This window comes from Methanoculleus sp. MH98A (assembly GCF_000691865.1).
In the GTDB taxonomy this organism is placed as follows: domain Archaea; phylum Halobacteriota; class Methanomicrobia; order Methanomicrobiales; family Methanoculleaceae; genus Methanoculleus.
This window is the reverse complement of sequence record NZ_JMIO01000019.1, coordinates 13,802-29,902: the sequence shown is the minus strand read 5'-3', so window position 1 is coordinate 29,902 and position 16,101 is coordinate 13,802. Positions and strand designations below refer to the sequence as shown.

The 16,101-nt window shown below is 62.9% G+C and carries 17 protein-coding genes and 1 tRNA gene; 9 read left to right on the top strand and 9 right to left on the bottom strand.

Annotation, left to right across the window (positions count from 1 at the left end):
- The first annotated feature begins 2 nt into the window (after positions 1 to 2).
- Entirely contained in the window at positions 3 to 1,232 is a 1,230-nt protein-coding gene (locus EI28_RS03935) for a TIGR00300 family protein (RefSeq protein ID WP_048112828.1), read from the top strand.
- On the opposite strand, the gene EI28_RS03930 is transcribed toward EI28_RS03935, so the two are convergent.
- Positions 1,229 to 2,215: an archaeosine biosynthesis radical SAM protein RaSEA gene (locus EI28_RS03930; protein WP_048112826.1), complete on the bottom strand. Its 987-nt coding sequence runs from the start codon at positions 2,213 to 2,215 to the stop codon at positions 1,229 to 1,231. The genes EI28_RS03935 and EI28_RS03930 overlap by 4 nt on opposite strands.
- Before the next feature lie 28 nt (positions 2,216 to 2,243).
- On the opposite strand from EI28_RS03930, the gene EI28_RS03925 reads away from it, so the two are divergent.
- Together EI28_RS03925 and EI28_RS03920 are read left to right on the top strand one after the other, a co-directional pair.
- On the top strand, positions 2,244 to 3,329 hold the full coding sequence (locus tag EI28_RS03925; RefSeq protein WP_048112823.1) for a hypothetical protein: 1,086 nt from the start codon (positions 2,244 to 2,246) through the stop codon (positions 3,327 to 3,329).
- A gap of 39 nt (positions 3,330 to 3,368) precedes the next feature.
- Positions 3,369 to 3,453, top strand: a tRNA-Ser gene (locus EI28_RS03920).
- A gap of 52 nt (positions 3,454 to 3,505) precedes the next feature.
- Here the strand turns inward: EI28_RS03920 and EI28_RS03915 are convergent.
- Positions 3,506 to 4,180, bottom strand: coding sequence for a flavodoxin family protein (locus EI28_RS03915; protein ID WP_048112821.1), 675 nt, complete (start codon positions 4,178 to 4,180; stop codon positions 3,506 to 3,508).
- Between the two features lie 406 nt (positions 4,181 to 4,586).
- On the opposite strand from EI28_RS03915, the gene EI28_RS03910 reads away from it, so the two are divergent.
- Genes EI28_RS03910 through EI28_RS15265 form a run of 4 tightly spaced genes read left to right on the top strand, consistent with a single transcriptional unit; the run spans position 4,587 to position 7,744 of the window.
- A complete protein-coding gene (locus tag EI28_RS03910; protein ID WP_052379658.1) occupies positions 4,587 to 5,714 on the top strand; it encodes an iron ABC transporter substrate-binding protein in 1,128 nt (375 codons plus the stop codon).
- 28 nt (positions 5,715 to 5,742) lie between these two features.
- On the top strand, positions 5,743 to 6,813 hold the full coding sequence (locus EI28_RS03905; RefSeq protein ID WP_048112817.1) for an iron ABC transporter permease: 1,071 nt from the start codon (positions 5,743 to 5,745) through the stop codon (positions 6,811 to 6,813).
- Positions 6,810 to 7,577: an ABC transporter ATP-binding protein gene (locus tag EI28_RS03900; RefSeq protein ID WP_048112816.1), complete on the top strand. Its 768-nt coding sequence runs from the start codon at positions 6,810 to 6,812 to the stop codon at positions 7,575 to 7,577. The genes EI28_RS03905 and EI28_RS03900 overlap by 4 nt, the downstream gene beginning before the upstream one ends.
- Positions 7,578 to 7,615: 38 nt before the next feature.
- The gene (locus EI28_RS15265) at positions 7,616 to 7,744 is read left to right on the top strand and encodes a hypothetical protein (protein ID WP_255342064.1); all 129 of its coding nucleotides are present in this window, start codon (positions 7,616 to 7,618) and stop codon (positions 7,742 to 7,744) included.
- Positions 7,745 to 7,770: 26 nt separating this feature from the next.
- Here EI28_RS15265 and EI28_RS03895 read toward each other — a convergent pair whose 3' ends face one another.
- The 4 genes from EI28_RS03895 to recQ all read right to left on the bottom strand — a co-directional run bounded on the left by EI28_RS03895 (position 7,771) and on the right by recQ (position 11,136).
- Positions 7,771 to 8,175, bottom strand: a complete 405-nt coding sequence (locus tag EI28_RS03895) for a pyridoxamine 5'-phosphate oxidase family protein (RefSeq protein WP_048112814.1) — start codon at positions 8,173 to 8,175, stop codon at positions 7,771 to 7,773.
- 93 nt (positions 8,176 to 8,268) lie between these two features.
- Positions 8,269 to 8,514, bottom strand: coding sequence for a hypothetical protein (locus EI28_RS14690; protein ID WP_231476571.1), 246 nt, complete (start codon positions 8,512 to 8,514; stop codon positions 8,269 to 8,271).
- Positions 8,511 to 9,185 (bottom strand): endonuclease/exonuclease/phosphatase family protein, encoded by a 675-nt coding sequence (locus EI28_RS03890; RefSeq protein WP_231476570.1) that lies wholly within the window; start codon positions 9,183 to 9,185, stop codon positions 8,511 to 8,513. Before EI28_RS03890 ends, EI28_RS14690 begins: the two co-directional genes overlap by 4 nt.
- A 136-nt stretch (positions 9,186 to 9,321) precedes the next feature.
- Positions 9,322 to 11,136 carry a DNA helicase RecQ gene (gene recQ, locus EI28_RS03885; RefSeq protein ID WP_048112812.1) on the bottom strand — a complete coding sequence of 605 codons (1,815 nt, stop codon included), beginning with the start codon at positions 11,134 to 11,136 and terminating at the stop codon, positions 9,322 to 9,324.
- 107 nt (positions 11,137 to 11,243) lie between these two features.
- Between recQ and EI28_RS03880 the strand changes: the two genes are divergently transcribed.
- The gene (locus EI28_RS03880; RefSeq protein WP_048112810.1) at positions 11,244 to 11,423 is read left to right on the top strand and encodes a hypothetical protein; all 180 of its coding nucleotides are present in this window, start codon (positions 11,244 to 11,246) and stop codon (positions 11,421 to 11,423) included.
- An 812-nt stretch (positions 11,424 to 12,235) separates the two neighbouring features.
- Here EI28_RS03880 and EI28_RS03875 read toward each other — a convergent pair.
- Genes EI28_RS03875 through EI28_RS14685 form a run of 3 tightly spaced genes read right to left on the bottom strand, consistent with a single transcriptional unit; the run spans position 12,236 to position 14,519 of the window.
- On the bottom strand, positions 12,236 to 12,925 hold the full coding sequence (locus EI28_RS03875) for an endonuclease III domain-containing protein (protein WP_048112856.1): 690 nt from the start codon (positions 12,923 to 12,925) through the stop codon (positions 12,236 to 12,238).
- On the bottom strand, positions 12,925 to 14,310 hold the full coding sequence (locus EI28_RS03870; RefSeq protein WP_231476573.1) for an NAD+ synthase: 1,386 nt from the start codon (positions 14,308 to 14,310) through the stop codon (positions 12,925 to 12,927). Before EI28_RS03870 ends, EI28_RS03875 begins: the two co-directional genes overlap by 1 nt.
- A gap of 26 nt (positions 14,311 to 14,336) precedes the next feature.
- A complete protein-coding gene (locus EI28_RS14685) occupies positions 14,337 to 14,519 on the bottom strand; it encodes a nitrilase-related carbon-nitrogen hydrolase (protein WP_231476569.1) in 183 nt (60 codons plus the stop codon).
- A 163-nt stretch (positions 14,520 to 14,682) separates the two neighbouring features.
- Here EI28_RS14685 and EI28_RS03865 point away from each other — a divergent pair, with 163 nt between their 5' ends.
- Entirely contained in the window at positions 14,683 to 16,098 is a 1,416-nt protein-coding gene (locus EI28_RS03865) for an ATP-binding protein (protein WP_048112808.1), read from the top strand.
- Positions 16,099 to 16,101 lie beyond the last annotated feature (3 nt).

Genomic DNA, 16,101 nt, shown 5'->3' with positions numbered 1-16,101 from the left:
ATATGGAATCCTGCCGGGAAATCGAACTAGAAGGCCATATCATCGATTCGGGCGTCATGACCCTTGTGTTTGACAGGATCATGGATATGGGGGGAGAATTCGAGATCCTCACGTTCAACGTCGGAAGACTGAAGACGGACACGAGTTACGCGCGGCTGCGCGTGACGGCGCCCGGCGATCACCAGCTTGACGCCATCCTCTCCGAGCTGCACCGGCTCGGCGCACGGGCCCCCGAGATCGACGACGTCACCCTCGTACCGGCAGAGGGCGACCGGATCCTGCCGAAGGGGTTCTACTCGACCACCAACCACCCGACCTTCGTGAAATACCGGGGCGACTGGCTGCCCGTCGAGCGCATCGAGATGGACTGCCACATCGTGGTCGACGAAAAGGAGAAGCGGGCGATTTGCACGCCGATATCGAAGATCAAGGCCGGGGACGCCGTCGTCGTCAGCGAGGCCGGCGTTCGCGTGGTCTACCCCGAGCGGCCGCGGAAGGTCAGCACGTTCGAGTTCATGCACGGAACCGTCTCGTCAGAGCGGCCGAGCGAGGCGATCATCGCAAAGATTGCCCGCGAGATCCTGAAGTCGAAGCAGAAAGGCGAGAAGATCGCGCTTGTCGGCGGCCCCGCCATCGTCCATACCGGAGCGGCCGACGCCCTTGCGCGGATGATCCGCGCAGGCTGCATCGACGTGCTCTTTGCGGGGAACGCGCTCGCCACCCACGATATCGAGTCCAACCTCTACGGCACGTCGCTCGGGATGGACGTCAAAACGGGCACGCTCGTCACCGGCGGGCACAAGCACCACATCCGCGCCATCAGCGAGATCATGCGGGCGGGCTCCATCAAGAACGCGGTCGACCAGGGGGTCGTCACCGGCGGGATCATGTACGAGTGCGTGAAGAAGGGCATCCCGTTCGTGCTCGCCGGCTCCATCCGGGACGACGGCCCGCTCCCCGACACGATCACGGACGTCGTCGAGGCGCAGGAAACCATGCGCCGCTATATTCACGACCTCGGGATGGTGGTGATGGTGGGAACGCTCCTCCACTCGATCGCCGTTGGGAACTGCCTCCCCTCGTACGTCAAGACCGTCTGTGTCGACATCAACCCCGCATCGGTGACGAAACTGATGGACCGGGGCACGACGCAGGCGATCGGCGTCGTGAGCGACGCAGGGACGTTCCTCCCGCTGCTCTGCGAGCAGCTCGAAGAACAGGAGAAGTGCTAGCGGGTGAGCGGCATACAGAACGGCTCTTCCCGGTCCAGCACGAACTCCCACTCTTCTTTGCACCCGCACTCCGTCTCCGCAAGGGCACGCAGGAGTTCGACATCTTCAGAGAGCGAGTAGTCGATGATCCCCTTCACGATCGGGCCGTCGCATCTTCCGCAGTTGTGCGGCCCCCGCATCTTCCCGCCGCCGACGGGGTCGCAGAGGATGTGCACCGGGGAAGCGATCAGCACGTCGAGGACGCTCCAGAGGTATGGCGGCCGGTATGCGTGCTGCTTCCAGAGGTGTTCGACCTCGGTCCTGCTCTGGACGGTGCAGAGGTTCATGGAGATGCTGTCCACAACGGGGGCGACGTCGTTGATCGAGCGTATCATGTCGTCGCGTGCCTCGCGTTCGGTCAGGAACGGCGGTTTCATCAGCAGGTAGGCCTTCATGCCCGCGCCGCCGGCGTGAGCGGTCTCTGCGGCGCGGAGGAAGTCGGCGTACGAGAACCCCTTGTCGATGCTCCTCTCCCTGATGAGATCGTTCGTGGTCTCGAGGCCCACGGCGACGTGGAGCGGTTTATCCCAGTCGCCGCTATCGATGCCTTCCCGGAACTCGCGGACCGCATCGGCGTCGACGTACTCGGGCCGCGTCTCGGCGATCACGGCTTTGCCCCGGAACGCCTCCGCGACTGCGCGCCTGACGGCAGGGGGAACTTCGTCGGGGTCGAAGAAACTCCCCGACGTGAAGATCTTGAGCAACTGGTAGTCCTCGTCGCGAAAGTTCTCTTTCACCCAGCGGACCTGGCGGATCATCCGTTCGGCGAGTTCGTCCCGGGGGAGGTCCGGGTAGCGCTCGTGCCGGTAGCCGCACATCCGGCACCGGTTCCAGGAACACCCGCCGCTTCGAAAGATAACCGTCAGCGTATCGAGGATCCGCCCTTCATAGCGGTCTTTCCCCCGCCAGGACGCCAGCGGCTTCTCGGTTAATTTGGATACCATTATACCTCATATTCGAGGATGTTATGATATGAAAAGGATCGCATGGCTGACGATCATCGCCGCGATGATGCTCGTCGGTACGGCATCGGCCGCATATATCTCATTCAGTGCCCCGCAGACGGTGAATGTCGGCGATACACTCGAGATCACCGGCACCACGACCGTGGAGGGACTTCCCAAACCGACGGTCAATCCCGGGTTCAGCACGGAGGTTATACTATACCGTGCCCAGTACATGAAGCACGAGATTGCCCGCAAGACGATCGTCGTTCAGGATGACGGGTCGTTCTCCACGTCGTTCGAGACGGACGGCCTCGAACCGGGGCAGTACTCGATCGAGATCGTCGATCCCACGCTCTCCACCTTCGGGAGCAGTTCGAAGAAACAGCAGATCGTCAACCTGGTCGACCGGTCAGGGACGCTCAAGATCGACTCTCCAAGCAACCAGGACTTCGACGGCACGCTCGACCTCCGGGGTTCGATCGCGGATCTCGGTGACGCAGGAGTACAGGTCCGGGTCGAACGAGTCGGCTTTACCGTCTACGGGCCGAAGTTTGTCGCGACCGACAAGAACGGAGCATTCTCCGTTGCGGTGCCCATCTCCGAAGGAGGCTCGTACGAGGTCACCTTCTCCGACAACAAGGGCTACATCGGCGACGCCGTATTCGTGGTAGCCGGGACACCCGGTCCGGCGCCGACGGAGGCGATGATATCCGCGAGTTCCCCCGCCAGCCGATCCGCCCCGGCCTACTTCGAGGTCGACACCAAAAGCGGCACGGTGAAGATCGTGACCTCTGCCGGGATCGACTGGGTGGTCGAATACATCGACGAGGACGACAACCACCGTAAGGTCAACGAGAAAGGCATGCTCGAGCCCGAGACCGTGGAGGTTGCTGCAAAGGGAGGCCCGGTCTACGTCAAGGTCTACCCCATGAGCTACAATGACAGCGGCGCCGTGCAGGTATCGGCAACGAACGCCGACTCGGTCAGGGTGAGCCAGACCGCGCCCGGTCTCTTCGGGGACGCGACCCCCACCCCCGCACAGGCCGCACCGCTCCCGGCGGCCCTGGCACTCCTCGCGCTTCTCGCCGTTGTCTTCGCGCGCAGGGGATGAACAACCTTTTTTTGTCCGGTGACCAATAGGTTAAGGCGAGCCGGGATAGTCTAGTCCGGGAAGGCGGTGGCCTTGAAAGCCACTGGTGCCTGGCACCTCGGGAGTTCAAATCTCCCTCCCGGCGTATTCAATTAAGAACAGATCTGCTCTTTTACGGCGAAGCCTCGCCGGTCACTTCATTCCTCCCCGATCCAGCCCTCACGCACCCACCGCTCGTACTCGTCCGGCCGCCAGTCTCGGTTTTCCCGGACTATCCCGGCGAAGTATTTCCGGTTCTCCGCCATCCGGGCCTCCTGATCGGGATAGCGCGGCCGGTCCCTGACGGCAAGGGCAAGCTGCTTCCCGAGATCGCGTGCCGCCGGTTCAGCCCGGTCGAGCGCCTCCGGGTCGTCATCGAGTGCGACGCTCATCCCCCCGACCGTCGTCACCCCGAGGTAGTTGAGCACGTGGTTCAGGTAGCCGACGACCGCGTCGCCTCCCGAGACCTGCGTGGTCGCGACGCTGCAGCCGTATTTCCCGGCGAACTTCTGGTAGCGCATCGCGTCCGCCAGCCGGTCGATGAAGACCTTCATCTGCCCGCTGACGTTGTCGACGTAGACCGGCGAGGCGAACACCAGCCCGTCGGCATCCCGTATCCGGTCGTACGCGGCGGGGAAGTCGTCGCCAAAGACGCACGTCCCGTCCAGGCTGCAACTCTCGCAGCCGGTGCAGGCGACGATCTGCAGATCGGCGCGGTCGATGATATCGATATCGGCACCGGCCTCTTTTGCCCCGGCGAGCACGAAGGTTACAAGTTTTCTCGTCCTGCTCTGCACTCCCCGCGGGCTTCCCACAACTGCGGCTATCTTCATTTTTTCATCAAATCCTGAGGAAGCATTGGCTCCGCTGCGGGAAAATAGTTTAGAACCGGGAAGGCAGTCCCCTCTGTGAGGCGGTGCGCGAACGTACAGTTTGAATTACAGAGATCCGGGAACGAAAGAGAGATGTCCCCTCTCTACGGCGGCCTGGCGATATTTCCCTCCTGGAGCGGAAATGCGGAGGATCCGGCAGGTAACCCGAAAAAAGGCCCGGGAGGCCGAAAAAAGGGTGAGCAGGTATCGGAAAACTCTTTTGGATCCGGCGAAGCGACCGAACCATGGCTTGTATCGGCAATTTTGCAGAAAAGCAAATTTTTTTTAGTCTTAATCAAATACTTTTTAATTAGTGAAAGTAATTATGATTTGCTCGCCACGCAATACCATTCTGGGACTCGTTGTGATGCTCATCCTCGCAACATGCTTCTGCGGCTGCACCGGAAGCCAGACGACCGCGACGAGAAACGTTACAGGGAACGAACCGGCAGGTGAGATTGTCACCATCACCGATGCCTACGGCCGCGAGGTGACGGTCCCGGTGAACCCCACACGGGTCGTCTGTTCCGGTGCAGGGTGCCTCCGCCTCATCACCTACCTCGAAGGCAGCGATCTTGTCGTCGGTGTCGACAACATCGACAAGGCAGACAACTCCTATAGCGAAAAGGAGTATAATGCGCGAGCGTATTATCTTGCCCACCCTGAATACGCATCGCTGCCTCTCATCGGCAACCACCACAGCGATGACAACCCGGAGAATATCGTCCTCTGCAACCCTGACGTGATCTTCCGGACCAACGGGGCGACAGCCGCGCTCAGTGACGAAGAACTCCAGGAGAAGACCGGCATCCCGGTCGTCGGCCTCAACTACGGGGATCCAACGGCGAACCGCGAGGCGCTGTACGATTCCCTCCGGCTGATGGGTACGGTCATCGGTAAGGAAGATCGTGCGGACGAAGTCGTTGCATTCCTCGAGGCGCAGATCGACGACCTGGCAGGCCGGGTTGCCGGTGTCAACCCCACGAACCCGGTGACGGTCTACGTTGCCGGCATCTCAAGCCGCGGGCCGCAGGGGTTCCAGTCGACCTCGCCGACCTACGCCCCGTTTGAGTATATCAATGCCAACCGGTTCAACGTCGCCAACAACCCCGACAATCCGGCCGCGCAGGTCGACGTCGCAAAGGAGAAGATCCTAGACTGGGATCCCGACGTGATCTTCGTCGAACTCGGCACGGTGCAGATCAATCCCGATGCCATCGACATGATGCGGACCGACGAAAGCCTGCGGATCCTGAAAGCGGTGCAGAACGGTGAGGTGTATGGGCTGGTCCCGTACAACTGGTACAGCTACAACTACGGCACGGCGATCATCAGCGCGTACTACGCCGGCACCCTGATGTATCCCGAGCAATTCAGCGATATCGTCATTGAAGAGAAAGCAGATGAGATCTACACCTTCCTGGTTGGAAAACCGGTCTTTGACGATATCAGCAGGCGTTTCGAAGGTCTGGCTTACTGCCGGATCACCCTCTGACCTCTTTTAGAATCCGGAGCGAACATCCATGCACGTTGCGGACGGAGAGATCTCCCGGGCATACCTTCGGTATACGGGACGAAAAATCGCATTTCTCTGTGCAGGCTGTGTTGTTCTCTTCCTCCTGCTCGTCACCGCCGTCTCGGTCGGCGCGGTGACCATCCCGTTTCTCGACGTCATCCTGATATTTTCCGGGCAGGGCGATACGGTGACATGGCATGCGATCGTCTGGAACATCAGGCTCCCGCAGGCGCTCGCCGCAGTCATCGCCGGAGCCGGCCTTGCCGTGGCGGGCGTGGTGATGCAGTCGATCCTCCGAAACCCGCTCGGCTCGCCTTTCACCCTCGGTATCTCCAACGCCGCCGCTTTTGGTGCTGCCCTCGCGGTCATCGTCTTCGGGGCAGGCGAGATGACGAGCACCCTCACCGACGCCGTCGTCATCAACAACCCTTACCTGACATCGTGTGCCGCCTTCCTCTGCTGCATGGTCGCAACCGCCGTCATCCTGGCCATAGCACACCTTCGCACCGCCTCGCCGGAGGTGATGGTGCTCGCAGGCGTGGCCCTCTCCTCGCTCTTCTCTGCAGGGACGATGTTTTTACAGTACTTCGCCGACGATACCCAGCTTGCGGCCGTCGTCTTCTGGACGTTCGGGGATGTCGGCCGGGCGGGATGGACCGAGATCTGGATCATGGGCATCTTCGTGGCAGCATCCTGCATCTATTTCATCCTCAACGCCTGGAACTACAACGCCGTCGACGTCGGCGATGAGGCGGCAAAGGGGCTGGGTGTCAACGTCAGCCGGCTCCGCCTGGTGGGAATGGTGGTCGCGTCGCTGGTGTCCGCAATGACGGTCGCATTCCTCGGCATCATCGGTTTTGTCGGGCTCGTCTGCCCGCACATGGTCCGGCGGCTCATCGGTGACGACCACCGCTATCTCATCCCCGGCTCCTGTCTTGCAGGAGCTATCCTCCTGCTTGCCGCCGATACTGCCGCCCGGCTCGTTGTCGCACCGAATCTTCTCCCCGTCGCTGTCCTCACTGCGTTTATCGGGGCACCGATGTTCATCTACCTGCTGTTCCGGGGGTATCGACGGTGATCCTCAGCGTAGACGGGCTTGCATTTGACTACCGCAGCACACCTGCTCTCAGCGACGTGCGGTTCGCTCTCGGACGAAACGAGGTGCTCTCCATTCTGGGGCCGAACGGTGTAGGCAAGACCACGCTGCTCAAGTGCATCAACACCATTTTAACGCCGAAAAACGGCGCCATCCTGATAGACGGCAGAGAGGTCCTCGCTCTTAACCGGGTAGAGATCGCCCGGGAGATCGGTTACGTTCCCCAGCGATGCGAGACCGGGAGACTGACCGTGTTTGATGCCATCCTGCTCGGCCGCCGGCCACATATCCGCTGGAATATTTCAGAAAACGACTTGAAGGTCGTCGACGCGGCAATCAGGCGTCTGAACCTGGAAGCGCTCTCCCTCCGTTACATAGACGAGATCAGCGGCGGCGAGTTGCAGAAGGTGAGCGTCGCACGGGCGTTTGTCCAGGAACCGCGTCTTCTCCTGCTTGACGAGCCGACAAGCAGTCTCGACCTGAAGAACCAGCTCGATATCCTGCGCATCGTCCGCGAGGCGGTGCGTGAACAACCGGTCTCGGCGGTCATGACCATGCACGATCTCAACCTTGCGCTGCGTTACTCGGACGGGTTCATCTTCTTAAAAGAGGGCACAATCTTTGCCGCCGGCGGTAGCGAAGTGGTCACCCCCGCCATGCTTCGCGAGGTGTACGGCGTTCATGTTATTGTCGAGCGGCATAAAGGCATTCCTGTCGTCATCCCGCTCGAAGAAGGGAGCGGGTAGGGTACCTTTTTCATACAGCCGTCCCTTTGCGCCGGATTGTGGTGCGGATGCGGAGGGGATTTTCGGGACACGCCGGTTTCGCCCCCGACGAGACCGTCTCACCGATCGCCGCGAGAGAACATCCTCTCCGTGCGTATCTCCTCTCCCACCCCGGCCGGGAGAAATAACCCAGTAAATTCTCTCAAAAAGTGATTCAAATGATCTTCTCTCCGGCCTTCGGCCCGGGGGAGCACTCGTAGATCTCGCGGACCTTCATGATGAGGAGGGTCTTCGCCGGCGCCTTCGCCATCTTCGCCCGGACGGTGAACTGCATCTTCTCGAACTCCGGGCCGCTCGACCGGATCTCGACGTCGCCCTTGACCTGGAAGCAGCCCTTCGTCTCGGGTCCCCAGACGTAGATGGAGACCTTCGGGTTCTCCTGGACGTTTGCGAGCGTCTTCTTCATGAAGTTGTCCGCGATCCAGATCGTCTCGTCGTCGACGATCTCGACGAACGCGATCGGCACCACGTTCGGCCAACCGTCCTTCGAGGCCGTGGCGACCGGGAACGCCTTCATCGTCTGGAAAGCCCTCTTCATCTCTTCAGTAAGTGCAACCATCGTTTTTCACCGATGTATTTTTCTTGGTTTCAGGTATAAATAGGTTCGTATCGAAAAAAGAGTTGCTGAGACGGCGCAGTCCCCGGGGTCAACTCACGGTTCGAAGTCCATCACGACGGCGGAGTGATCGCTCAACCCCTGCCCCCGCAGGTCATGGAGGTACCAGCACGCCGTCGGGTTGAGGCGCACGGACGCGAAGATGTGGTCGTAGCGTTTGCACTTCGGCACATCCTCGGGCCCGCGGTCGGGGCACCAGCTGTACTCCCTCGCCTGGTAGCCGTGAAGTCTGCGGAAGACGTCGGGGAGGTCGTACTCCGCAAGACCCGGAAGGACGTTCATCTCGGCGTTATACCACCACTTTCTCGGGCGGCCGAGGTACTCGTCGCTCTCGGAGATCGTGGTGTTGTAATTTTTGTCCGGGATGATATCGCGGTAGAAGGGAACGATCGTCCGTCGGGGAGTTCCGCCTCCGGGATGTGGAGATCGCCGCAGAGGATCCGCGGTCGTGCCGACTGGACGGCGAGGTGGCGGTAGATCCCGGCCAGCGTCTCGGCCTTGACGATCTCGTTCCTCCTGTTTCCTATGGCCGTCGGCACGTGGACGTTGTGAACCTCGAACTCGCCCGCCGGTGCGCTGACGACGGCGGAGACCACCCGCTGTTTCCACGGGATATCGAAGTCGAGCGGGTTTAACGGCGTGATAGGATACCTGCTCGCGATCAGGCACCCGCAGTTCTTTGCTTCACCGGGAGGCGAATACTGTTCCGAGAGCCGGGAGACGCTGTACGCGAACTGGAACGGATCGTTCGCGCCCCGTGCGCGAAGGTCGTTCAGCCGCTCGGCCATGTAGGCCACCCGCGCGATATCCACCAGCGCGAGGCTGTCGACGGCGTAGAGCAACCCGAACTTCTCCAGTTCTTCCCGGAAGAGCGGCAGCGCCCGGTCCGTCACCTCCTGGAAGGCGACGATGTCAGGCGAGTGCTGGCAGACTGCTTCGACTTTCTTCTCCACGCTCTTGAGACCGGAGCGGAAGAGATCTATGTTCCATGAAATGAGCCGCATATGCCTTGTATATGGCATATTGGCTTTCCTTGTTCATTAATACATCGAGTTGAGGATGAATCCGAGGTGTTTACGCGTGACGGGGTCACCCGCTCCGCTGCTCCGGCCCGATCCCGTGCTCGGCGCAGTGCTTATCGATGGCGTCGAGGAACCTCCTCCCGTAACGCTTCAGTTTCGCCTCGCTGACGCCGTAGATCTCGAGGAAGGCGACGCCGGTGGTCGGGTAAGACGTCGCCATCTCCTTGAGGCTCCGGTCGTGGAAGACGACGAACGGCGGCACGTGGTCGAGGTCGGCGACGACCTTCCGGAGCCGGCGGAGCCGGAGGAAAAGGGCCTCGTCGTAGTCGTTCTCGACCCGTGCCGCGATGACGCCCTCCGGACGCGGCTCTGCAAGCGGCACCGGGATCTTTCCTGCGAGCACCGCCCGGCTCCGGTCGTTTGAAACGAGGACCGGGTACCGGCCGCCGGTCGACGCGACGAACCCCTTCCCGACCATCTCCTGGATGAAGAGGAGCCACTGGTCGCGGGTGTAGCCCCTGCCGGAACCGTAGGCGGCAAGCCGGTCGTGCCCGTTCTCCCGGATCCTCGCGCTCTTCGAACCGGCGAGCACGTCGGCGACATACGATGCGCCGAACCGCTCCCCTGTCTCCCGGATGCAGGAGATGACCGCCGACGCCACCTCCGTGCCATCGAATACCTTCACCGGCGTCTCGCAGCGGTCGCATGCGCCGCACCGCTCCTCCGGGTAGGACTCGCCGAAGTAGGCGAGCAGGAACTTCCTCCGGCACCCGGTGGTCTCGCAGTAGTCGAGCATCGCCCCGGCCTTTCGGTAGGCGATGTCCTTCTGTGTCGCATCGCCGTCCTCCTTCTCGATGATGTAGCGGATCGTGCCGTAGTCGCCCCGGGAGTAGAAGAGGATGCAGTCGCTTTTCTCCCCGTCTCTCCCCGCTCTGCCGGTCTCCTGGTAGTAGGACTCGATATTCTTCGGGAGGTCGGTGTGGATGACGAACCGCACGTCGGGTTTGTCGATGCCCATGCCGAAGGCGACGGTGGCGCAGATGATCGCGGTATCGCCGCGCGAGAAGGCCTCCTGATGCTCCGCGCGGACGCTGTCGGGGAGGCCCGCGTGGTAGGGGAGCGCCGAAAATCCCTTCTCCTGCAGTTTCTTCGCGAGTTCCTCCGTTGCTTTCTGGGAGAAGCAGTAGATGATCCCGGCGTCGTCCGGGTGCTCGCGCAGGTAGGTGACGAGCCGCGGGAAGTAACGGGCCTTCTGCACCACCCGGTAGGTGAGGTTTTCGCGGTTGAAACTCCCGACGAACCGGGCCGGATTCGAAAGATTGAGCTGCACCGCGATGTCGTTTGCGACGGCGGGGATGGCGGTCGCGGTCAGGGCGATGACGGGGACGGCGGGGAACCGCTCCTTGAGCGCCCGGAGCCGGCGGTATTCGGGGCGGAAGTTGTGGCCCCACATGGAGATGCAGTGCGCCTCGTCGACGGCGATGAGCCTGACGTCCGCTTTTGCGATGAGCGAGAGGAAGAACGGCTGCACCGCCCGTTCCGGCGAGACGTAGAGGACCCGGATGCGGCCTTCGAGGATCACCCGCTCGACGATCTTCTGCTCCCCATACCCGAGCGAACTGTTGATCGTCGCCGCCGGGATGCCGTTTGCCCGAAGACCGTCGACCTGGTCTTTCATCAGGGCAATGAGCGGCGAGACGACGACTGTAAGCCCGCCGAAGACGAGGGCGGGGAGCTGGTAGCAGAGCGACTTGCCGCCCCCGGTCGCCATGACGGCGAGGACGTCGCGCCCGGCGAGGACGGCATCGACGATCTCTTCCTGGTGGGGAAGGAACGACGTGTAGCCGAAGTATTTCTCAAGAGCAGTGTGTTTTGCGTCCATTGCGTCACAGAACCTGATGTGCTGGTACGGTTGGACCGGGGGCGGGATAGCGTTTATTGTTCCCGCACCGATGCGCATATCCGCGGGGAACGCACGTACTGAAAGCGATGAAGAACGTCGACATGACGGTTGAGGGAAGCGTCCTCACCATACGCGTGGATCTCGAAAAAGAGTTCGGCGCATCGAAGAGCGGGAAGTCGATCACGATCGCCTCGACCGAGGGCAACGTCGCGGTGCCGGAACACGAGGAGATCAAGATCGGGTTGAACATCTACCGGAAGAAGTGAGCGGGCATTGGTTTTCTCCCGGCGCTGGCGGCCTGGGGAGAGTCATCGCTCATTTTGCGTGAGCCGTATCATCATCCACATTCCGCAAGTTCACGCGAAGGCGCGAAGAACGCGAAGGTAAGGGAGAAGTGTATCAAAGACTCTGTTGAAGCCTTTTTTCGGTCTTCCCCTACCCCGATGAGGTTGGTGCTGGGCCCGGCTTGTCCCTAGGATCGGCCTTTTTCCTCGAGCATGTCCCCATACAGTGGACCGTGGTGGCTATCGCCACTGGGGTGGGGCTGACGGGGAGGGGGGAATGCCCCCCCTCCCCTGTCTCCAATTCGTAAAGATCCACACATCTCATTTGCCCCACCCCACCCGCGCTTCGCGCTCCTCACTCGCACCTTCGGTGCTCAAACTCCTGCCGTTCGCTACGCTCCCGGCAGTCGTTCCGCCCCTCAGGGGCGGGGGCAGTCATGGCGATTGCGGTGGTTCGTTACGCGACTGGCCGAAGGGGCGGGGTTCGAGAAGACCGAAGGTCTTCGAGAACGCGAAGTTCGTGTGATTGTTGACGAGTTCCCGTCGCGCTTTGCCCCCTCGGTGCTCCTGCACCCGTCGTTCCGCTGTGTGTACCCCGCACCTGACGGTGCTCGCGCTCCGGACTCGAAGCCCTTCGGGCTTCTCATGCTCCGGTTCTAGTGAACTGTCGCACCCTTCGGCCCGTCGCAACTCGAAAACGCTTCGCGTTTTCCCAAGCTCCGGACGTTCGCACCTCCGGTGCTCATGCTCCTGCCCTGCGGCCAGTCGCATTCCGTCCGTCGCACCCAGAAGACCTAACTCCCTTCACCCCGCCCCACGGCGCACCGGAGCGTCCCTTGAACCTCGCGGATGGGGCAGCGGTCGCAGAGCGGAGACTTTTTGCAGACGGTCTTTCCCAGGCGCACGATCTGGGCGTGGTAGTCGTTGAAGAGTTCCACGTCCGGGTCCAGGTTCTCGGCAAAGAGCCGTTGCGTCAGGTCGTAGGACGCCCCTTCGGGGAGGAGGCCGTAGCGCGAGAATATCCGCCGGGTGTAGGCGTCGACGACGAAGACCGGTTTTTCGCAGGCGTACAGCAGGATGGTGTCCGCCGTCTCCTTCCCGAAACCCCGGAGGGCGAGCAGCCGCTCGCGGAGTTCGCCGGTCTCCACGGCCGCCATCGCCGCCGGGTCGGCGTGAAACTCCCTGACATAGACCCCGGCGAACTCCCTGATCCGCTCTGCTTTCTGGTTGTAGTACCGGGAAGGGATGATCAGGCGGGCGATTTCGGGGGTATCGGCCGCGGCGAGGAGGCGGGGGTCGAGCATCCCGGCGTCTTCGAGGTTACGGACGGCCTTTGCCGCGTTCGTCCAGGAGACGTTCTGGGTCAGGATCGCGCCGACCATCGTCTCGAACGGCGTCTTTGCAGGCCACCAGTGCTGGTGGCCGAACGCCGCGAAGAGAGCGTCGTAGATGAGAGGAAGGTCGCCGGTGAGGGTCGCCGCCATCACCGCCACCAGGGTTTCGCGGCGATCGGCATATGCCAGTCGGGGCCGAACGCCCTGCCGGTCACCCGGATCCCAGGCGGGGACTGCCGGCGCTTGAACTCCGAGCGCTCGACCATTCCCGCGACCTCCCGGACGGTCTCTTCGGGATACCCGGCGGCGATGATCTCGCCCGGGGACTCGAAGCAGTCGATATGGCGGTGGAGGATCGCGTCGAGAAGGTCGTAGGGGGGGAGGACCTCCTGGTCGGTCTGGCCGGGCCGGAGCTCCGCGGAGGGAGGTTTGTTTAGCACCCTCTCGGGGACGACGGGCTCCTTCGCGTTCAACCACCGGGCAATCCGGTAGACCATCCCCTTCGGGACGTCGCCGATCACCGAGAGCCCCCCCGCCGCATCCCCGTACAGGGTGCAGTAGCCGACCGCGGCTTCCGACTTGTTCCCGGTTGAAAGAAGCATGGAGCCGAACTTGTTCGAGAGGGCCATCAGGACTGTCGCCCGGATCCTGGCCTGCAGGTTCTCTTCGGTGATGTCGGGTGCGAGCCCCGTGAAGACATCCGCGAGGGCGCCGTCGAACGCCTCCATCATCGGAGCGATCGGGATGCATCGCACCCGGATACCGAGGTTCTCCCCAAGTTTTCGGGCATCCTCGATGCTCTCCGCGGAGGTGTGGGGGGAGGGGAGGAGCACCCCGAGGACGTTCTCCGGCCCGAGCGCCCGGGCGGCGACGGCGGCCACGAGCGAGGAGTCGATCCCGCCGGAGAGGCCGAGATGGACGGACGTAAATCCGCACTTACGGACGTAGTCGCGGGTCCCGAGCACCAGCGCCCGCCAGATCTCGGACTCGGGGTCCCGGTCGTCGGGAGCGACCGCCTGCGGGGCGGGGCGGGCGAGATCGACGGTTACGACGTCCTCGGCAAAGGCCGCACCGCGGGCGACGAGGGTTCCGTCGGCGGAGAAAACAGTACTCCGGCCGTCGAAGACCAGGTCGTCGTTCCCGCCGACGAGGTTTGCCGAGACGATTGCGGCCCCATACTCCTTCGCAAGCCCCGAGAGCGCCTCCTCGCGCAGGCGCTGTCTGCCTGCGGCGAACGGCGATGCTGCGAGGTTTACGATCGCGTCCGGCACCTCCCCGCCCCACAGGATCTCCTCGCCGATGGAGACCCCGACCGTTCTCTCGCCGAGGCGAAGCACCCGGGGGTTTTCTGCCGCCGGCTCGAAGTAGCGGTATTCGTCGAAGACGCCGGAGACGGAGGTCTTCCGGAACGTCTCCCGCACCTCCCCCTCCCGGAGGAGGGCGGCGGCGTTGAAGAGCGGCCGGCCGGTCCCGGCGGGGTTCGGTTCGGCGAAACCGACGAGCACCGGCGGGGCATCGGCGAGCCCGGCGGCCAGGTCGTCCAGGACGGCGAGGCTCCGGGTTATGAACCTGCCTGCAGGAGCAGATCCCGGGGCGGGCAGCCGGTCAGGGAGAGTTCCGGGGCGACGATCAGGTCCGGCCGGTGGCGGGACGCTTCCCTGACACCCGCCGCAATCCGGTCGGCGTTGCCGGCCAGGTCGCCGACGACCGTGTTCACCTGGAGGAGCGAGATCTTCATGGTCATTCCCTGATTATCCTGATCAGTAATGGCGGAAAGGATGGCATATGTTTTTGCCTGACCCTGTCCCCGCGGGACGGGAGTTCCCCGGCACCCGGCTCCCCGTCCCCGCCGACCATATTCCTTTTAAAGGCCGAAAGTCAAAGCGCCTTATAACAATGCAGAGAGCATGCCGTGGAGCGATCCTTCCCGTCCGGGGTTCCGGCGGATCGGTTGCGTTGCGCACCAGCGTCAGGGGGCGGGCAGCCTGACCTCGCGCCGCAGCCGATCCGCAAGGCAGGATACCCGGCTCCTCCTGCTTGCGGCATCGGTTCTCGTTGCCTTCATCGCAAACGCCGCCGGCCTCCTTGCCGGCGTTACCGTCGTCCTCCCGCACCTGTTCTACCTGCCGATCATCCTTGCCGCCTACTGGTTCCCCCGCCATGGAACCGTCTTCTCGCTTGCCCTGGCTCTCGGGTACCTGGCGTTGATCCTGCCTTTCGCCGGGGGAGAGGCCGGAGCTGTCGCCTCGGTGCTCTCGCGGGCGGGGGTCTTCGCCGCCGTCGGCGCCGTCGTATCGCTCCTTTCGCTCCGGCTGCGAGAGCAGGAAGAGCGCTACCGGGGGATCTTCGATAACTCGGAGGCGGGAACGTTCATCGTTGCCCCCGGTGAGTCCGGGCCGCGCATCGAGGAGGCGAATTACGTGGGCGCCGCGCTCCTCGGCTTCACGACGAAGGACCTGGCCGGGAAGGATGTCGCCGGGCTCTTCGACGATCCCGGTGCCTGGGAGGCGCTGGCGGCAGATATCGACCGGGATGGGACCGTCTACGAGTACGAGACGACCCTTTGCCGTATCGACGGAACGGCCGTTCTGGTGCTCGTATCGGCCGGCCGGCTTCCGGACGGACGGATCGTCCTCACGCTCGTCGACATCACCGCCCGGAAGAACGCCGAGGACGCACTCCGCCGGACGAACGCCAAGCTGAATATGCTGGGCCACCTCACCCGGAGCGATCTCGCGGCGGCGGTATCGGACCTCCTCGGGCGGATCGCCGAGGGGGCGCGGGAGTTCGACGATCCCGGCGTTCGCCGCTACCTCAGGACCCTGGAAGAGAACGCCCGGGTGGTGCAGCGGCGTGCCGAGATCACCCGGGATTACCAGGATCTCGGCCTCCGGCCCCCGGGCTGGCAGCCGGTTCAGAAGGTGATCCGGGAGGTGACGTCGTGTCTGCTGCTCCCGGGGGTATCGGTTCGCTCCTGGGTTGAGCGGCTCGAGGTCTTCGCCGACCCGATGCTCGACCGGGTTTTTTCGAACCTGATCGAGAACGCCGCCCGACACGGGAAGACCGTATCGTCGGTCGTCATCACCTACCGGATCCTGGACGACGGGCTCTCGATCTTCATCGAGGACGACGGCGTGGGAATCCCCGAATCGGAGAAAGAGCGGATCTTCGATTACGGCGTCGGCATCGAAGGCGGGCTCGGGCTCTTCCTCGTCCGGGAGATCCTCGCCATCACGAACATGACGATCCGGGAGACCGGAACGCCCGGCAGGGGGGCGAGGTTCGAGATACACGTGCCCCCGGGCGGATACCGAATAATCTGAGGC